Raw genomic sequence first — 14320 nt, forward strand, 5'->3', positions numbered from 1 at the left:
TTTTATCGCACGCCGATCCATACACTTACTCCGAACAGCGTGAACAAGAGTGACGCCAACAGAAAATCGTTTCGCGTGACCGGAATCACCTCGTACGTGGAACGATGTTCACCCGTAAATCCCCGAGCCTCCATCGAGAACGCGATCCGCTCGGCTTGACGGATAGCGCCGGCAAGAAGCGGGATTAGGAGTTTCGGGATGTGCCGCACGTGATCGATCCGGGTGTCGAGGCGCACGCCACGTAAGGCATGCGTTTCATAGAGCTGCATCAGTTCGATCTTTAAAATCGGGAAAAAGCGAAAGCCGACGAAGACGCTATAGGCGATGTTCGGAGACAATCTCGCCTGCTGCATCAGACTGTAGACGAACCGCTTCGGGTCCGTCGTCAGCGTGAACAGAAGCGACAGGACCGTAAAGGCGAGGACCCGAAGCGAAAGTGTCGCCGCCAACAACACGTTCTCCTCGGTGACATCATTGCCGAAGATCGAGAACACGACTTGCCCGCTCGCCTCTCTGCCGAAGACGAGCGTCGTCCAAAGCGTCCCGAGCGCGGTCAGTAAAAATGGGATCATGAACAGTTCCCATCGCTTCCAGCTCACGTCGGAAAAGATGAATTGGAGGGCGATTGTGCCGAAGAAGACGACGAGCGGAGTCCACGGGTTGTACACGAAGGCGAGACCGAACATGAGACACGTCACGGTCAAGAACTTGATTGTCGGGTTCATCTCGTGAAACGTCATCAAAACGCCTCCGTCAACAGTCCGTGGGCCCGCAATAAGTCCGAGTCGTCCCAAATCGACGCATCGTACGGCCCACTCAAGTTCCCGTCACTCATCAAATAATACGTGCTCGCGGCACGGGCGAAACTGAGATCGTGCGTTACGAACAAGACCGTCTGCCCCGCACGGACTCGTTCAGCCATCAATGCATGGAGCGCTCGAAGTGATGCCTCGTCTTGACCGGCCGTCGGTTCATCAAACGCGAGCAGTTGTTTACCCGACAGAAGCATCACCCCGATGGCGAGTCTCCGTTTTTGACCGTGACTGAGTGAGAGTGGATGGGCGTCACGCAGACGTTCAAGCCCGAGGCGTGCCAACATGTCCTCGATTGAACGGTTATGTCCATACGCTAGTTCCCGCGACACGTCACTCGTCACAAACAAATGCGCCGGGGATTGCGGGACGAGCCCGACTTCACGGTGATGCCGCGCCAGGCTTTTTAGCCACGTCGATTTGCCGCTGCCGTTCCGACCGAGGATGGCGATCACATCCCCGGGGGCCACTGCGATTTTGCTCGCTGCAAGTTGAAACTTTTTGTGATTCACTTTCGGTATCTGAAATAATGTGTTTGTGCCCCGTGTCGTTTCAATCGGCGTAAATGTATAATCCGGTTGAACGACGAACGATCCATCGCCTGCGATCCTTCCGTTCACGAGTTCCAGGTGCCGGTCAAAGAAGTCGCCCCACATGTACGGACGATGCTCGATGACGACGATATTGACGTTCCGTGCGGACTTGTCGAGCCAGCGAACGAACCGACGTGCCGTCGCCGGGTCGAGGTGTGAGAGCGGCTCGTCGAGTAAGAGCCATTCCGGACATCCGATCAAGGCACAGGCGACGGCGATTTGCTGCTTCTCGCCCCCTGATAAATCATGGATGGTGCGGTGGCGATAATCGGACAAATGTAACTCGTGCAAAATCGCTGAGACACGGTCCATCATCTCGCTTCGGGCGACCGAAAAGTTTTCGAGCGTGAAAATCAGCTCTTCCTCTACCGTCTGCATGACGAACTGGCTGTCCGGGTCTTGAAACACCGTCCCGACGCGGCGATTCACCTCGCCAGGCCGATACGTGGCATAGGACCGACCGAATAGATGCAATCGCCCCGTCACAATCCCATCACAGTTGTCCGGGTAGAGCCGATTGAACAAGGCGAACAAAGTCGACTTCCCCGACCCGCTCGCCCCGGTGATGAGCGTCCTGCCGTCCTTAAGACGAAGTGTGATATCTGTCAATACGTCGCGTTCTTCTCCCGGGAAACGAAACGCCAGACGCTCGGTCTCAACCATGTGCCTTCCTCTGCCGGGTGACGGCATATCCTTCTAGCGCACCCGTTCGAAGCAACAAGTCGCTCAAAATCTTCCCGCCGATCCCTGCGATGAGCATCCCGCTCGTCGCCCGTAGTGCGAACATCAAAGCCACGTACGTCGGACTGAGCGCACTGAGACCTCCCATGACGTACGTATATGCGAAACTCGTCACTGCCGCACCGAATCCGGCGAGCATGAGCACCCACAAGTCATACCGCTTATACCCGGTTAGTGCGAACGCCGCTTCGGCGCCGAGTCCTTGAATGATGCCGACGAGGATGATGCGCGGACCGATCGCATTGCCGATCATCATCTCGATCGACGCTGCGAGCACTTCCGACAAAAAGGCGGCGCCTGGCTTTCGAATGATGTAGGCGGTAATAATCGAGACGATGAACCAAATCCCAAAAATCCATTCATAGGCGATCGGCCCGATCAAGCCGGCCCACAAGTTCCCCACATGGACGAACGCCAAATAGACGACGGCAAAGACGACCGATAAAATCGACAACAAAACGATTTCTTTCAACTTCCATGAGTTAAGCATCGATGCGTCCCTCGTGTGACGGACTGTTCACACTGAACGTGACCGTCATGACGACGTGGCTCGACTTCTCGCGAACACGGTTGAACGTCGCCTCATAAAACGCGAACACCGGCTCGATGTCTCCGTGAATTCCTGAAGCATAATGCATCGCGTCATTGAAGACACCCCGTGCTTTCGCGAAATCGACCTCTTCATAGATGATGTCCATGTAATCGTCATCACCGAGCGGGTAGAGCGCGAACTGTGAAGAGACGTATTGCGCACCTACCCGCCCGTTCACAGGTTCAGTCGTTACGTCGAGCAGATTGTCCCCGGCCGTGTCACCCGGACAGCCCACCGAGAACGTTCCACTCATCGAGACGTGGGTCCCTGTCTTCGTTGCGTGTGACAAGACTGCTTTCGCGACGTCAAACACGTGCTCGGCCCGACCGCGAATCACGGTCGACACATCGTCCGTGTGCCTCCAGACGTTGCTTAAATCAGTTTCTTTGAGTGCTCCTTTGATGACCGGTATGAACTCTGACGTCATCGGGCTTAGCGTAAAGCGGAACCCGACGATCGGGCTCGTTCCACATTGTTGATTCATGATGATTCCCCCCTTATTTGGTTACACAAAAAAGCCGCATCCATGAGAATGCGGCCACTTATCCAATCATCAATCCATCAGAAAAAGTGCCACACTTCCTCACGCCAGTATTACCTGGATCGAGTTATAAGGGATTGGAGCCATGCTCACATCTCAGCCGAAGCACCCCTAGTGTAGTCCAATGTATGCGGTTGTTCATGCAAGCAAAAGTATAGCCGTTCGATTCTGAATTGTAAACGTTTAAATCATGAAAACGTCGCGATTCCGTTTCCTGGAAGCGTATCCCGTAACGTTGTCCAGTCTGACGCCATTTCTTCGTCTGACAGTAGACAGGCGTCAAGTTCAAGCTCGACGCGCACTCGGTCCATTCGGTGACCGATCAAGACGAGCTCCGTCTGGCGGTCGCCGTACGGTTCGATGTAATCGGCCTCAAGCTCTGGTTCGGCGGCAAACATCTGCTTTCGTTCCGCGTCAGGAAGCGTCGCGAGCCAACGGCCGGCATGTTCGAGCGTCGACGCGTACCCCGCTTGGGAGAACAGGCAAGCGATGTCGTTCCGTGAGGCGATCCATAAAAAACCTTTCGCCCGGACGACTTCTTCCGGGAACTGTTCGATCCACGCATGTAAACGCTCCGGGTGGAACGGACGGCGGCGGCGATAGACGAACGAACTGATGCCGTACTCTTCGGTTTCAGGGGTATGGTCGTCTGTCTCGAGCTCTTGGATCCATCCGGCGGCATGCATCGCCTGGTCGAAGTCGAACAAGTTCACGTCTAACAGGTCGGACAACAATACGTTCCCGTACGTACTTGTCAAAAGTCGCGCCGCCGGGTTTAACGCGCGCAACAGACTTTCGATCTCGTGCAGTTCCGGTTCCGTGACCCGGTCCGCCTTGTTGAGGACGATGATGTCGGCAAACTCGACTTGATCGACGAGCAAATCGACGACTTCCCGGACGTCACCCGTGTCGACAGCCTGTTTCCGTTCATGCAGCGATTCGCCCGAGTTGAAGTCTTTTAAAAATCGATATGCGTCGACGACCGTCACCATCGCGTCAACATACACACGGCTCGTCAAGTCGATACCCAAGGCGTCATCCGCATATGTAAACGTCTGCGCGACCGGGATCGGTTCCGAGATACCTGACGACTCGATGATGATGCCGTCGAGCTGTCGGTCGTTCGCAATCTCGCTGACCGCCTCGAGTAAATCTTCTCGCAACGTGCAGCAGATGCAGCCGTTAGACAGCTCCACCAACTTCTCGTCCGTCCGTGAAAAACCTGCTCCGTCAATCAATCGCTCATCGATGTTCAGCTCGCTCATATCGTTGACGATGACGGCATATTTTTTACCATCCCGATTGTTCAACATATGATTGAGCAACGTCGTCTTGCCACTTCCTAAATATCCGGACAAGACTGTGATCGGAATTCGTTTCATGATGTATACCACCTTTAAATCGTAATCATTACATTTTAGATAATGAACGGGATCACGTCCGTTGTCAACAAAAATACACGCTCAAAAGGAGCGTGTTTTCTTGTTGACTAACATGATTGTTATCGCTCGTCCTTCCGGCGCCCACGCTTTCCGCAGGCAATCCCGGAGCCGCATCGCGACTCGCGTCGCTGCTGGGTCTCCGTCGGATTGCTTTCCTGCAGGAGTCGGGGCGCCATCGAACGAGCAACGCAAACGGTCGCCATCTAGCGGCCATTTGTCTTTTTCTGAGGCCTCGATGGCCGAAGAAAAAGCTCTGGATATGTTCTTCGTACCGGTTATTCTTCTAACGCTTTCCGTTCCGCCTCGGAGCGAGGATACGTGTTCGCCTGCCACTCGGCCCGATAAATCGAATCGAGTTGCGTCAAACCGACCTCGTCATCATCCTTATCGGCATCCACACTCGGCGTCTCGTCCCACTTTGGTTCAAGATACGTATGGTCTTCTTTCCGGGCCCGGTCGTCCAATATCTTTTGAATCCCGACCCGAGCCACCGCCGCTAGTGCCAATCCGATTCCCGCTCGCACGAGCAATCGCTTCACCATAGCCGTCCCTCCTTAACGTCCAAACCGATAAAGTGGCATCCCTTTCACGTCCGTATCGATCTTGAAGACCGAACCCGCATCCGGATGAGCGGCGAGCGCCTCGTCGTCCATGCCTTCCCGTGCCGTCGTGATCGCCAATTGTTTTAAGTCATCCCCGATAAAACTACACGACGTGACGTTCGGCGCCGGGACGATGACTTCAAGCACTTTTTCACCCGTCTCCGGATTCCACCGCGTGACGCGCCCGCCTGCGAAGTGGGCAATCCATAAAAAGCCGTCTTCATCCGACGTCATGCCGTCCGGGAACCCGTCCTCATTCTTGAAATCAATGACGACCTCACCTTCCCCGAGCGTGCCCGTTTTCAAATCGAACGGGAACTTGCGAACCGTCTCGGTCGGCGTATCGATATGGTAAAACGACGTATGGTCAGGTGACCACGTCAACCCGTTCGATAACGTCAATCCGCTCAACATGACCTCGGTCGTGCCGTCGCGGTTCAAGCGGAACAACGTCGCCTGCTCAGACTCGTCTTTTAAGTGGAGCGTCCCGGCGAAGACACGACCGTACGGGTCGGCTTTCCCATCGTTGAAGCGAAGGACACCTTCCCGGTCATCAAGTTCTACGAGTTTATCGAGTTGTTTCGACGTTTCATCCCACTCATAGATACCATCCTTCAATCCGACGATCACGCCGTCGGTCACTTTAGGGACGACAAACCCGACCTGCTGTCCCATATCAAACGAAGATAATTCATCTTCTTTCTCATCGTACCACCAGAGCGCGTGCCCTTCGATATCGACCCAGTAGAACCGCTTCAGTTCAGCGTCCCAGCAAGGCCCTTCCCCGAGCGTGTTTCTGACTCGAATCCATAACGTAGCGTTTACTGTCTCCATTGAATTGCCTCCACTCTCTGCTTTGATATCAAAAGACTATTCCCTGAGGGGGTAAGGACTATTCATCATTCACAAAAATGTTTAAAGATATTTCTCGTCTGACGCATTATACGCCCGGGCACGATAAAAACGCTCCGAATCGGTTTCGATTCGGAGCGCTCGTTTATTTGGCGCCTTCGACGTTCATTTGTTTACTGCGTAATTGGCCGCACGCCGCATCGATATCGGTCCCGTGCTCGAGACGCACGCCCGTATTGATGCCCCGTTTTTTCAAGACGTCGTAAAACGCCATGATGTCCTCGGTCGTACTCCGTTCGTACTGGATGTGCTCGTTGACCGGGTTGTATGGGATCAAGTTGACGTAAGACTTGTCTTTGATGTCATCGATCAACGCCGCGAGTTCTTCGGCATGTTCTGGCAAGTCGTTCACTTTCGAGAGCAAGATGTACTCGAACGTGATCCGTTTATTCGTCTTCTCAACGTAGTAGCGGATTGCCGGCATCAGTTTATCGAGCGGGAACGCCCGGTTGATCTTCATGATTCTCGTCCGCAGCGCATCGTTCGGCGCGTGCAGAGAGAGGGCCAAGTTGATGCGCAGGTCAAGGTCCGCGAACTTGTAGATCTTGTCGGCGAGTCCACTCGTCGAGACGTTGATTTTACGAGGAGCGATCGCGAGACCGCGCTCGTCTTTGACGACACGGAGGAAGTCGACCAAGTTATCAAAGTTATCGAACGGCTCCCCGATTCCCATGACGACGATGTGGCTGACGCGGTCACCTTCACCGACCTCGTCTAAATAGTGTTGGACGGTCATGATCTGTTCGACGACCTCGCCGGCCGTCAAGTCGCGTGTTTTTTTCAAGAGGCCGCTCGCACAGAAACTACAGCCGATGTTGCACCCGACTTGTGTCGTCACACAGACGGAACGCCCATACTTATGGCGCATGAGCACCGTTTCGATATAGTGCCCGTCGTGCAGTTTAAGTAAGAATTTGACCGTGCCGTCACCCGCTTCTTGTTTGACGAACAGTTCTTGTGTCGTCAGCGCATAGTTCGCCTCGAGCTGTTCGCGCACTTCGGGACGAACCGCGATCTCGTCGAGCCGTCTGACACGGTCGATGTAAAGCGAGTCCCATATTTGTCTGGCGTGGTAGGCACTGTATCCCCAAGATACGCAAGCGTCCGACAGCTGATCAAATGTCAGCCCATATATAGATGATTTCATTGTAATCTGTCCTTTCTTCAATCCGCATACGTACCATTGTAGCGGACGTGAGCGACAGGTGCAACGTTCTTACATAGGCGGGATCGGACGCGTCACGTGGCGTTCGAACGCGTAGGCGATGCGGATGAGGTCTCGTTCCGCATAGCTCGTACCCGTGAATGACAGCCCGAAAGGTGCCCCGCTCTGTTTGAGCTTGTATGGGATCGTGACCGTCGGGTGCCCTGCCTTCGCCGCCATATCGTAATTCAAGTCGTGTGGCAACGCCAGGGCGTGAAGCGTTTGTTCCATCAATAAACGATCGAGGCCGTCCGTTTTCGCGTGCCGGACGTCGGCTAAGCGTCGCTCTAGGTAGCTCGACTCGGTCAAACGCCCTGATAACTGATTCGCTTTCTCGAACGTAACTTGTCCGTGCGGGATCGTTTCCGGGTGACGCTTGTTCCAGTCCATCAAGTCCTTGAGCGTTTCATACGGGAGCGCTGTCGTCGCCAAATACGCCTCGATCCCGAGCTTGAACTCATGGTAGAGGACGTCGCCTTGGTCAAGTCCGTCGTTTGACGGCAGGTCGACTTCGACGAGCTCGACCCCGCTCGCTTTGAGTAACGCCAGCGCCGCTTGATAGAGCGTCTGTTCTTCATCCGACAATTCCGCCTTCACGAAACCGACGCGCATGCCGACGGCTTGACGTTCGTCGAGACACGTCCGGTACGGTGGACCGGACGGCAGATGTGTCGTCGCCGGGTCCGAGTCGTCTTCCCCGCACATCGCTTCTAGTGCGAGCACCGCGTCGCGGAGCGTCCGCGCCATCGGACCGGCCGTATCTTGCGACCGTGAGATTGGGATGATCCCACTCCGGCTGATGAGCCCGACCGTCGGTTTGATGCCGACGATGCCGTTATGGACGCTCGGGTGGATGATCGACCCGCTCGTCTCGCTGCCGACGGCGAGCATCGTCAAGTTCGCCGCAACGGCAGCCGCCGAGCCAGAGCTCGAACCGCCGACGTCGAGATTGTCACCATACGGATTGAGCGTCTGGCCTCCGACCCCGCTCCATCCGTTCGGCATGTCCTCCGTCAAAAAATTGGCCCATTCCGATAAGTTGGCTTTGCCGAGAATGACCGCCCCATGCTCACGGAGGCGGCGGACGAGTTCAGCGTCACGACCGGCAAAGTGATGCTCGAGCGCCACGGCGCCGGCAGTCGTCCTCATGAGTCCAGCCGTCTCGATGTTGTCCTTGAGTAAAACGGGAATACCGAGCAGTGGCAGCCGGTCTCCGCGACGGTAGGCGCGGTCCGCCGCCTCCGCCTCGAACAACGCGTCAGGGTTCACTTGGATGACCGCTTTCAGTTTATCGTTCAAGCTAGCGATCCGTGTCAAATAGTAGGCCGTCACGTCCCGGGCCGTGAACGTCCCTTCTTTATAGCCGCGCTGTGCGGTCTCGATGTCTAGTTCAAATAAGTCTTGCATCCAATTCCCTCCTTATAGGCAATGTTATTCGGTATTCGCTTAATGCATCGAATCCCCTTCTTTTTATCGCCATTGGATGTGCAACTTGATACACTAGAAGAAACGTTATTGGAGGTAGCCATGTCCCGCTCTTACATCCTTGTTTTACTGTCCGTGTTCGCCCTGTTCTTTCTACAATTGTTCGGGGATGATTTGCCGTGGGCATTCCCTGCGTCCATTGCCCTCATTATCTTGATTGTTGGTGCCACGCTATTTCAACTTCGGCGCACACCAAATCGTTGACGTTTAAACGAGACAGATGATATGATGCTGTCACCAACTACATATCGATATCTTGAGTGAACGAGAGACCTGGCTCTACGACTTCACAGCAACCTGCTTCGGCAAGGTGCTACTTCCAGCAAGGCATTGCCTTGGACGATATGACAGAGCGCTCATGTCGATGACATGGGCGCTTTTTTTGGAATGAACATGAGGGGGATTTTATTTTGGAAAAAGCTACATTCGCAGGCGGTTGTTTTTGGTGCATGGTGACACCGTTCGAGGAACAGCCAGGCATCGAAGGCATCGTATCCGGCTATACGGGCGGGCACGTCGACAATCCGACGTATCAAGACGTCAAGACAGGCACGAGCGGTCATTACGAGGTCGTCGAGATCACATTCGATCCGGCTCAATTCACATATGAGCGCCTGCTCGAACTGTATTGGATTCAGACCGATCCGACCGACGACGGCGGCCAGTTCCAAGACCGCGGGCAACAATATGCGCCCGCCATCTTCTATCATACGGAAGAACAACGCGTGAAAGCAGAACAGAGCCGCGACGCGCTCGCTGCGAGCGGAAAGTTCAAACAACCGATTGTGACGAAAATCTTACCGGCTGACGTCTTTTACCCGGCCGAAGACTATCATCAAGATTATCATAAAAAAAATCCGGCCCACTATAAAGCGGACCGGAAACAATCTGGCCGTGACGAGTTCATCGACCAGACGTGGACAAGCTGACAACGACGGGCCTCATGCCCGTCGTTTTTTTAGCTCTTGGCGAGCCCGAGCATGAATCCAGCGACCACGATCAGACCGATCCCCATAAAGACGAAGACGCGTTCTTTCGACGTCTTTTCTTCTTTTAGCAAGTAAATGCCACCGAGTGTCGCGACGACGACGTTCAGTTGAGACAGTGCGAACGACGTCGCGATGCCGACTTCTCCGCTCGAGACGAACAATCCGAAGTTCCCGATCCCCCAGGCAAGCCCGGCGAAGATGTTCTTGAACGTTTTCGGATCAAACTTTTTCACATCTTTTTCACGAAGACTGAACAAGAGCGCGGCGATGAACATCCCGAGTGACTGCGGTAGGATGGCGGTGATGCCATCGACCTCAAAGTAGTTCGTGAGGACGGCATACGTCACGTAACCGATGCTCGAAACGAGCAGCACGAGTAGCCCTTTTTTCAAAGCACTACTGCTGTCAGATTCTTTATTTTGTTGATATGACGTCATGATGGCCCCGATGATGATCAAAACGAGGGCCGAGAAGCCGAGCCCTAGCTCAGTTGGCGTCTTCCAGTCCCCAAGGACGATGACCCCGAACAGTGACGTCCCGACAAGCTGCATCCCTGTACTGATCGGCATCGCCTTCGAGACGCTTAAAATTTGGAATGACTGGAACTGAAGGTATTGTCCAAGCGCCCAGAACACACCTGATATGAAACCAGTCACGATCGCGAGCGTCGTGAACTCTGGCTTGAAGACGAGCGCGATGACAACCGCCATCACCATCGCGCCGATCGTCGTACCGATCAATTGTTGAATCGGCTTGCCGCCGACAATAGATACGATCAGCGGGATACTCCCCCACATGAGGGCGGGCAGTAGCGCCAACAAAATCATCTCCATATGTTGCACCTGCTTTCTTAATATAACATTCTGTCTGTTTTTCCCGGCTCCAGCGCTCATTAAACTTCAAAAAATGATTTTCAAAGTTCTTTCGTTTTTCTTATTGCCAAATCATTTATTAGAATGATATAATAATTTCCAACGGGGCATTAGCTCAGCTGGGAGAGCGCCACGCTGGCAGCGTGGAGGTCAGCGGTTCGAGCCCGCTATGCTCCATTCCTTAAGTCGGTCCACTGATGTGGGCTGGCTTTTTTGTGTCCCCGCCTCGGTTTAAGTCGACACGAACCGGGTAATGATTGTAAGACATCATTTATCTTAAGGGGGACTTCCAATGAACCGAGCCTCTGTCGAAGAGACGATTTTGGCCGTGATCGATTGTATCCGGGCGAGCAACCATTGTTTCTCGAAATGTTTACAAGAAGAAGACCTGCTGATGGTCTCGGAATGTATCCGGTTGACGAAAGAATGTGCCGAAGTCGCCACACTCACCTTGAACGCGCTCGAAACCGACTCTGCGTTCACAAGACCGATCGCGGCGCTCTGCGCGCAAGTGTGTGATACGTGTGCCGTCGAATGCGGGCGTCACTTATACGACCATTGCCAACGTTGCTCTGAGGCGTGCTTGCGCTGCGCCGAGGCGTGTCGGCACCTCTCGGCCGCATGATCGCTTTCCAGTCTAACCTTGTGTTAGACTTTTTTTGTACAGATTTTTAACGAAGAGGGGAACTTTTATGCCACATTCTATTCTAGCAATCGACGTCGAGACGGCCAATCGCGACAGTCGGAGCATCTGCTCTGTCGGTTGGAGTTTACTTACAGACGGTGAAGTCGTCGAGACGAACCAATTGCTCGTCAATCCTGAGGAAGACTTTGACCAAGGCAACATTCGCGTCCACGGGATTCGCCCGAGCGACGTCTGGGACGCCCCGGCATTGCCCGAAGTGCTCGAACAGCTCTATCCGACATTGAACGCCGTCGACGTCGTCATAGCCCATAACGCCGCATTTGACATGGGTGCGCTCCGTAAGGCGATCGCCAAGTACGACTTGTTCACTTTCCCGACGATTGAATACGGCTGCACCGTCAAGTTGTCCCGCAAGCTATACCCGGGGCTACCGAACCATAAGTTGAACACGATGGCCGAGCATTTGAACGTCCCGTTCATCCACCACGATGCCGCCGAGGACGCCCGCGTCTGCGCCCTGCTCATGCGCGACATGATGATCAAGACCGGGATCACCGACGTGCGCGAGTTGCACCGCTACACGTCGGTCAAACTTGGAACGCTCGCTTATTGACAAAAGGCCCGACAGCTGTCGGGCCTTTTAGCGTTTGAAGATCCATCTCTTTTGGACGTAGTAACTCAATACGAACAATACACTATCGACGGCGACCTTGAGGATGACCTCGCCGTCCCGGAACAGCAGGAACAACACGTAGACGAGACTCGCCGACAGCGCCATTTGCACAGCGACCAGCCCAAAGTATTTCAACATCGAGCGCTTCGCTTTCGATTTGAAGACGACTTTCCGGTTGACGTAATAATTAAATAACGAAGACACGATGCGCGCCAAAACCGTCGCCACGATGACATGGACTGATTCGAACCATGGATTCAATAAGAAAATCAACAACGCGTAGACGCCGATGTCCATTAAGAATGAAGCGACTGATGATAAGGAATAGGCCAAAAACATTCGATAAATGAGAATCGAATCGATGACTGGACGAAAATGTGAAGACGCGTTCTCGTCAACGTATACCGTTTCGATCGGTGTTTGATGGATCGGTACTTGCAATCGTTTCGTGAACGTCAACATGTTCATCTCGAACTCATAGCGGTTGCCCGGAATATCGATCAGTTGCTTGGCATAGCGGAGCGGAATCGCCCGCAGTCCGGTCTGTGTGTCGTTCAGACGGAGACCGCTGCCGAGCAACATGACAAATCTCGTCATTTGATTGCCGAACCGGCTCCGGAACGGAATCGCAGGCGACGAGAAATCACGACAACCCATGATCAGATGATGCGGCCACTTCACCCCTTCATCGTACAGGTTACGGACGTCCGCCGGCAGATGTTGTCCGTCCGCATCGACGGTGATCACGCCGGTCGTCTCCGGGTACGCATCGACGATGTGGCGGAGCCCGGTCTTTAGCGCTGCGCCTTTGCCGGCATTTTGTTCATGCTCGAGCACAGCGGAGACGTCCGCCTTTACGTCATCAAACACGGCACGGCACGTATCGGCACTGCCGTCGTTCACGACGATGACATGGACGAACCCTTTGTCCTTCAACTCCCGGACCAGTGTGACGAGCGCTTGATCAGGGTTATAGGCCGGTATTAATACGACATAGTCGTCTAAACGTTCCACGGCATGCATTTGCATCGCCACCCCTCCTTCTTTCCTCTTATACCCCAGTCAGACGAAAGTGATACCGAGACAAGAAAAAAAACGTGATGGCTTTGCGCCATCACGTCAAACAGACGAGCTGATGATTCATCCGGTAAAGATGAGATATGAAGAAACGGCGTAGACGAAGACGACGAGAATCGAAGGAAGGGCGTATCTGACTTTCGATGTCACGTCTTTGCGAAGGACGCTGTACATGACCAAGATCGACAGAATCGTGATCCCGATCGCCGTGACCAAGTGTGATGCCGACACATCCGCTAAAATCGACCCGTTCTGATAAAATACGTCCGACATGGCGATGATGAGCATGTTGAAGATGTTGCTCCCTAAGATCGAGCCGAACGCCAAGTTGACGTTACCGAGTTTCAAGGCGACGAATACCGCGACCGCTTCAGGCAGCGACGTCGACGCCGCAATCAAGAAACTACCGACGAAGCTTGAACCGAGCCCTGTGACGACAGCAATCTGGTCACCCGTGATCGACAGCGCCGTCCCGGCCGCCATGATGACGAGTGCCGCGATAACAAACCCGACGCCGGCTTGTTTCACTGAAATCGTATCAGTCACGCTCGCACCGACTTCTTGCTCGACTTCTCGTTCGGCCGTCGGTTCTTGAGGCCGCTTCCCGATATAGTAAATCCCAATCGCATACAAGACGGCAATTAATATCGCGTCAATGCCAATGCCTAGTACCGTATAATCAATCCGGACGATGAGCGCGATCATCGTGACGAGCGTCAACATCAATCCGAGACTGGCCGTATATAGGTGGTCTCGACTTGCGTCATTGAACAGTCGCTTTTGACGATAAAATAGATCGAACATCGCCAAAATGAAGATGTTGAACAAGTTCGAACCGAGCATGTTCCCGATCGCGATATCCGGGTTGTTGATCAAGACGGCGGATACGCTCGTCGTCACTTCCGGAAGTGACGTCGCACCTGCAAGCAAGACCGTCCCGACGAGCATCCCGCTCATCGTCGACTTCTCACTGATGACATCAGCGTACGTCGATAATTTTATGGCAGCATACACTGTAATCGCAGCGGCCAAAATAAAGTAAATAAATACCATGTAAATTTTTCTCCCCTTTTCATGAATTCAAAAAGACCTTTTTATGGACGCCGAAAACGCATCCATAAAAAGGTCTTGCGGACTTG

15 protein-coding genes, 1 tRNA gene and 2 riboswitches are annotated in these 14320 nt (G+C 53.8%); of the genes, 4 read left to right on the forward strand and 12 right to left on the reverse strand.

Going from position 1 to position 14320, the window contains the following annotated elements; translation table 11 throughout:
• Window positions 1-2 precede the first annotated feature (2 nt).
• From KNP77_RS07455 to KNP77_RS07495, 9 genes are all read right to left on the reverse strand, one after another.
• Window positions 3-740, reverse strand: a complete 738-nt coding sequence (locus tag KNP77_RS07455) for an energy-coupling factor transporter transmembrane component T family protein (protein WP_214889827.1) — start codon at window positions 738-740, stop codon at window positions 3-5.
• Window positions 740-2068 (reverse strand): ABC transporter ATP-binding protein, encoded by a 1329-nt coding sequence (locus KNP77_RS07460; RefSeq protein WP_161566995.1) that lies wholly within the window; start codon window positions 2066-2068, stop codon window positions 740-742. The genes KNP77_RS07455 and KNP77_RS07460 overlap by 1 nt, the downstream gene beginning before the upstream one ends.
• On the reverse strand, window positions 2061-2636 hold the full coding sequence (locus KNP77_RS07465) for an ECF transporter S component (protein WP_070327197.1): 576 nt from the start codon (window positions 2634-2636) through the stop codon (window positions 2061-2063). The genes KNP77_RS07460 and KNP77_RS07465 overlap by 8 nt, the downstream gene beginning before the upstream one ends.
• A complete protein-coding gene (locus tag KNP77_RS07470; protein WP_214889830.1) occupies window positions 2629-3222 on the reverse strand; it encodes a YkoF family thiamine/hydroxymethylpyrimidine-binding protein in 594 nt (197 codons plus the stop codon). The genes KNP77_RS07465 and KNP77_RS07470 overlap by 8 nt, the downstream gene beginning before the upstream one ends.
• Before the next feature lie 79 nt (window positions 3223-3301).
• A riboswitch (TPP riboswitch) is annotated at window positions 3302-3402 on the reverse strand.
• A gap of 65 nt (window positions 3403-3467) precedes the next feature.
• Window positions 3468-4661, reverse strand: a complete 1194-nt coding sequence (locus KNP77_RS07475; RefSeq protein ID WP_070327195.1) for a GTP-binding protein — start codon at window positions 4659-4661, stop codon at window positions 3468-3470.
• A 335-nt stretch (window positions 4662-4996) separates the two neighbouring features.
• Window positions 4997-5263 (reverse strand): hypothetical protein, encoded by a 267-nt coding sequence (locus tag KNP77_RS07480; RefSeq protein ID WP_016509018.1) that lies wholly within the window; start codon window positions 5261-5263, stop codon window positions 4997-4999.
• 12 nt (window positions 5264-5275) lie between these two features.
• On the reverse strand, window positions 5276-6157 hold the full coding sequence (locus tag KNP77_RS07485) for an SMP-30/gluconolactonase/LRE family protein (protein ID WP_214889833.1): 882 nt from the start codon (window positions 6155-6157) through the stop codon (window positions 5276-5278).
• A 163-nt stretch (window positions 6158-6320) separates the two neighbouring features.
• Window positions 6321-7382 (reverse strand): dual-specificity RNA methyltransferase RlmN, encoded by a 1062-nt coding sequence (gene rlmN, locus KNP77_RS07490; RefSeq protein ID WP_070327193.1) that lies wholly within the window; start codon window positions 7380-7382, stop codon window positions 6321-6323.
• 69 nt (window positions 7383-7451) lie between these two features.
• A complete protein-coding gene (locus tag KNP77_RS07495; protein WP_214889836.1) occupies window positions 7452-8846 on the reverse strand; it encodes an amidase family protein in 1395 nt (464 codons plus the stop codon).
• Window positions 8847-9172: 326 nt separating this feature from the next.
• A riboswitch (SAM riboswitch) is annotated at window positions 9173-9272 on the forward strand.
• A 62-nt stretch (window positions 9273-9334) separates the two neighbouring features.
• Here KNP77_RS07495 and msrA point away from each other — a divergent pair.
• The gene (msrA, locus tag KNP77_RS07500; protein WP_214889839.1) at window positions 9335-9853 is read left to right on the forward strand and encodes a peptide-methionine (S)-S-oxide reductase MsrA; all 519 of its coding nucleotides are present in this window, start codon (window positions 9335-9337) and stop codon (window positions 9851-9853) included.
• A 29-nt stretch (window positions 9854-9882) separates the two neighbouring features.
• Here msrA and KNP77_RS07505 read toward each other — a convergent pair whose 3' ends face one another.
• Window positions 9883-10746 (reverse strand): GRP family sugar transporter, encoded by an 864-nt coding sequence (locus tag KNP77_RS07505; protein WP_214889841.1) that lies wholly within the window; start codon window positions 10744-10746, stop codon window positions 9883-9885.
• Window positions 10747-10889: 143 nt separating this feature from the next.
• Between KNP77_RS07505 and KNP77_RS07510 the strand changes: the two genes are divergently transcribed.
• From KNP77_RS07510 to KNP77_RS07520, 3 genes are all read left to right on the forward strand, one after another.
• Window positions 10890-10962 (forward strand) — tRNA-Ala (locus KNP77_RS07510).
• Window positions 10963-11077: 115 nt separating this feature from the next.
• Window positions 11078-11410: a four-helix bundle copper-binding protein gene (locus tag KNP77_RS07515; RefSeq protein WP_131463583.1), complete on the forward strand. Its 333-nt coding sequence runs from the start codon at window positions 11078-11080 to the stop codon at window positions 11408-11410.
• 67 nt (window positions 11411-11477) lie between these two features.
• The gene (locus KNP77_RS07520) at window positions 11478-12044 is read left to right on the forward strand and encodes a 3'-5' exonuclease (RefSeq protein WP_131463585.1); all 567 of its coding nucleotides are present in this window, start codon (window positions 11478-11480) and stop codon (window positions 12042-12044) included.
• Window positions 12045-12071: 27 nt separating this feature from the next.
• Here KNP77_RS07520 and KNP77_RS07525 read toward each other — a convergent pair whose 3' ends face one another.
• Window positions 12072-13133, reverse strand: a complete 1062-nt coding sequence (locus tag KNP77_RS07525) for a bifunctional glycosyltransferase family 2/GtrA family protein (RefSeq protein ID WP_214889844.1) — start codon at window positions 13131-13133, stop codon at window positions 12072-12074.
• Window positions 13134-13244: 111 nt separating this feature from the next.
• A complete protein-coding gene (locus tag KNP77_RS07530) occupies window positions 13245-14234 on the reverse strand; it encodes a sodium:calcium antiporter (protein WP_070327186.1) in 990 nt (329 codons plus the stop codon).
• Window positions 14235-14320 lie beyond the last annotated feature (86 nt).

The sequence above is a fragment of the Exiguobacterium sp. s142 genome, from assembly GCF_018618455.1.
In the GTDB taxonomy this organism is placed as follows: Bacteria; Bacillota; Bacilli; order Exiguobacteriales; family Exiguobacteriaceae; genus Exiguobacterium; species Exiguobacterium aurantiacum_A.

Coding starts and splice junctions, on each gene's coding strand:
- KNP77_RS07455 (WP_214889827.1), bottom strand. CDS start 740: ATGACGTTTCACGAGATGAACCCGACAATCAAGTTCTTGACCGTGACG.
- KNP77_RS07460 (WP_161566995.1), bottom strand. CDS start 2,068: ATGGTTGAGACCGAGCGTCTGGCGTTTCGTTTCCCGGGAGAAGAACGC.
- KNP77_RS07465 (WP_070327197.1), bottom strand. CDS start 2,636: ATGCTTAACTCATGGAAGTTGAAAGAAATCGTTTTGTTGTCGATTTTA.
- KNP77_RS07470 (WP_214889830.1), bottom strand. CDS start 3,222: ATGAATCAACAATGTGGAACGAGCCCGATCGTCGGGTTCCGCTTTACG.
- KNP77_RS07475 (WP_070327195.1), bottom strand. CDS start 4,661: ATGAAACGAATTCCGATCACAGTCTTGTCCGGATATTTAGGAAGTGGC.
- KNP77_RS07480 (WP_016509018.1), bottom strand. CDS start 5,263: ATGGTGAAGCGATTGCTCGTGCGAGCGGGAATCGGATTGGCACTAGCG.
- KNP77_RS07485 (WP_214889833.1), bottom strand. CDS start 6,157: ATGGAGACAGTAAACGCTACGTTATGGATTCGAGTCAGAAACACGCTC.
- rlmN (WP_070327193.1), bottom strand. CDS start 7,382: ATGAAATCATCTATATATGGGCTGACATTTGATCAGCTGTCGGACGCT.
- KNP77_RS07495 (WP_214889836.1), bottom strand. CDS start 8,846: ATGCAAGACTTATTTGAACTAGACATCGAGACCGCACAGCGCGGCTAT.
- KNP77_RS07505 (WP_214889841.1), bottom strand. CDS start 10,746: ATGGAGATGATTTTGTTGGCGCTACTGCCCGCCCTCATGTGGGGGAGT.
- KNP77_RS07515 (WP_131463583.1), top strand. CDS start 11,078: ATGAACCGAGCCTCTGTCGAAGAGACGATTTTGGCCGTGATCGATTGT.
- KNP77_RS07520 (WP_131463585.1), top strand. CDS start 11,478: ATGCCACATTCTATTCTAGCAATCGACGTCGAGACGGCCAATCGCGAC.
- KNP77_RS07525 (WP_214889844.1), bottom strand. CDS start 13,133: ATGCAAATGCATGCCGTGGAACGTTTAGACGACTATGTCGTATTAATA.
- KNP77_RS07530 (WP_070327186.1), bottom strand. CDS start 14,234: ATGGTATTTATTTACTTTATTTTGGCCGCTGCGATTACAGTGTATGCT.